We start from the raw sequence: 2,495 nt of genomic DNA, 5'->3' as shown, positions 1-2,495 counted from the left end.
AGCGCTTGGTCGAGCCCAGGACGCCGACGTGCAACACCTGAAACACCCTCGTCCTCGTGGATCATGCTGCAGCCGGCAGCGGTTAGCGCATCGCGTTGAAGGTTGAGGTTCTGTTCTCCGGACGAGACCCGTGCATAGCCAATTTTTATCCGATCGTTTTGCTACAGCCTTTTGCAACGGCCAACCCACTGATTTCTGTAAGTGTCAGCGCTGATTGGCACGGCCTGTCAGAGCTAATTAGCACGTCGTCTAGGCGGTGAATGACATGCTATCGCAGCGTCCGAGATTGGGCGAAGCGGACGTCCGGCCATCAACCGCTAGTTGGCGGCGTTCGCGCCGGACGATGGTAATCGTAACGCCATAATCAGCGAATGAAGTACCCACTAACCCGCCAGCTTCCATTTTCGTGGGAGAGCACCACGGTCTCTACCCCTTCAGGCTTTGAGGCAAAGCGAGTTTGGAATTGTAGCACCTGGTAATCCCCTGCCGGCGCGCCGGGCAACGTTTTGGTCTGCACCGCGCTTTGCAGGATGCGCGATGAAACCCGGCCAAGTGGCTCGCGAACAGACTGGTTACTCGCCTCCCACTGGGCCGAGGTAATGGAGCTTTGGAACACCTTGGCAGCCGCTCGCCAGCTGGCATCCCACTGGCTGGCATCAAGCAGATCGACCCATTTGCGTGCTGCTGATGAGGCCTCGGTTTCAAGAGGAGGCGAAACTGATGGAACGCTCGGGGCGGGCGCCTGCGTACTGTTCAGACCACCGACCAAGGTCGAGAGCGCAACGACTGCGATGACAAGGGACATCATGAGCATTCCTCCGGTAAACCACGCCAGACGATGCTGCGCGGATCGCGGCACGGCTGGAGCGTCGGTTCTCTCTGGACTTGGAGCGACCTCGGCATGCCCGAACTCCTTGGGCACGACAGAATTGGGATCAGCGCCATCCATCTCCGCCAAGCGTCGAGCAGCCTCGCGGCTGCTCGACACACCCAGCTTACGGCGAGCCTCGCGCAGCCGATCGTTGACCGTGTGCACCGACAGGCCAAGCGTGCGAGCGATGGACTTCGCGTCGTGGCCGACCAGAAGCAGGCGCAGCACTTCTCTCTCACGCTTGCTCAGGGCGACCGGATTGCCAAGTGGCATAGCTAACGGATCCTACGCCGGCCGCGCCATGCTGACCCGCTTCATCTCTTGGTAGATGGTCGACCTGCCGAGCCCAAGCTGCCGCGCGACTTCTGCGGAAGGCACGCTCGCCGCCGCCAGCTTGAGTGCCGCGCTGACCTTGTCCGCTTCTATCGGCCGGCGCCTCGGCTGCTTACGTACGAGTTTCACATGTTCCTCCCGACGTGTTGGGTCCACTCATGATGCGAAAGGGACCCCTTTTGCGACGCGACTCAAGGCAGCCTCAGTTCTCGAAATAGGATCGTTTGCGAGAGGACGCTAATCTGCGGAGGTGCTACCGTTCGTCGTCAGATAGAATCGGCATAGGAGGGAAAGTCACCAAGCCGCGAACCATCGGCGTCCGCGGAGTTCTTTTGGATTAAGACGACCGCATAGCGCTCGTTCGCCATACCTACACTGATGCATGGTATCTTCCAGGTGGCGGGGTCAAAAAAGGGGAGAGCATCGAAGCAGCACTGCTTCGGGAACTCGAAGAGGAGGTCGCGGTTGTAGGCCCAAAGATCGAACGTGCGCTTGGCGTTTATCACAGTCAACGCGAGGCAAAGGACGATCACATCATCATCTATGCTGCGCGAACTGTTTCAGATGCCTCAAGCGACTTGCAGAAGGCGGATTTGATGGAAATAGAGGAAGCGCGGTGGTTTTCTCTCGATCAAGTACCCTCTTCCACGTCGGCTGCTACGGTTCGTCGCATTAGTGAATATCGATCCGGGGCGACGGGCAGCGGCGCTTGGTAGGTTACTGGGTTCCGGCGAACCGGATTCCCATTCCCCGATCCTATTGGGAAAGGCTTGGCAGTCTCGATCGCCGTTCCTTATCGGGAACATCGGGTCGGTAGAAAGCGCCCACATCTGGACGTTCCTGATCGCTTACGGCCTCCTTGATAGCGGACACTCGTTCACCGTGTTACGGGTGACTGAAGGAGGGCATCGTGAAAGCGATAAAGGTAGTAGAATGAAGGTTCGCAGCAAATCGCTGGCGACCGGCGTTGGACCGTATCTTTTGCTGGTTATGGTGGTTCCGGCTAATGCATCACCTACCACACAAGTTAAAGAGACGAGTGGTTTTCGTCTTTCAAATCCCATCAGCATAATACGCTCAGACAAGCTTGTCGTCTATCAACAAAACAGGTTCTGTGTTACCAGTTTCTCCGACTCAGCCACTATGAGGTTAGTCGAGCGATCAGGCGAAAGTATGACGAGCTGGACTGTAGGAGCTTTCGCGAACGACACCTCTACAGAATTACAAAATGCTCTAGGGTCAGGACTCATTGTCATAGCCAGAAGATGACGGTGGCCGCGAGCGCGACGGC

The 2,495-nt window shown here is 57.5% G+C and carries 4 protein-coding genes; 1 reads left to right on the top strand and 3 read right to left on the bottom strand.

Features of this window, described 5'->3' with window-relative positions; translation table 11 throughout:
• The 3 genes from IFT54_RS20140 to IFT54_RS20130 form a co-directional block, all read right to left on the bottom strand.
• The coding region (locus IFT54_RS20140) for a recombinase family protein (protein WP_192071980.1) at window positions 1-149 on the bottom strand (149 nt) is incomplete at its 3' end.
• 215 nt (window positions 150-364) lie between these two features.
• On the bottom strand, window positions 365-1,144 hold the full coding sequence (locus IFT54_RS20135) for a helix-turn-helix domain-containing protein (protein ID WP_192071979.1): 780 nt from the start codon (window positions 1,142-1,144) through the stop codon (window positions 365-367).
• A 12-nt stretch (window positions 1,145-1,156) separates the two neighbouring features.
• The gene (locus IFT54_RS20130; RefSeq protein ID WP_192071978.1) at window positions 1,157-1,333 is read right to left on the bottom strand and encodes a resolvase; all 177 of its coding nucleotides are present in this window, start codon (window positions 1,331-1,333) and stop codon (window positions 1,157-1,159) included.
• A gap of 221 nt (window positions 1,334-1,554) precedes the next feature.
• Between IFT54_RS20130 and IFT54_RS20975 the strand changes: the two genes are divergently transcribed.
• Window positions 1,555-1,920, top strand: coding sequence for an NUDIX domain-containing protein (locus IFT54_RS20975; protein ID WP_342354879.1), 366 nt, complete (start codon window positions 1,555-1,557; stop codon window positions 1,918-1,920).
• The last annotated feature ends 575 nt before the right edge of the window (window positions 1,921-2,495 follow it).

The sequence above is a fragment of the Sphingomonas sp. CFBP 13714 genome (genome assembly GCF_014842205.1).
GTDB lineage: Bacteria > Pseudomonadota > Alphaproteobacteria > Sphingomonadales > Sphingomonadaceae > Sphingomonas > Sphingomonas aerolata.
This window is presented reverse-complemented; position numbering and strand designations above follow the sequence as displayed.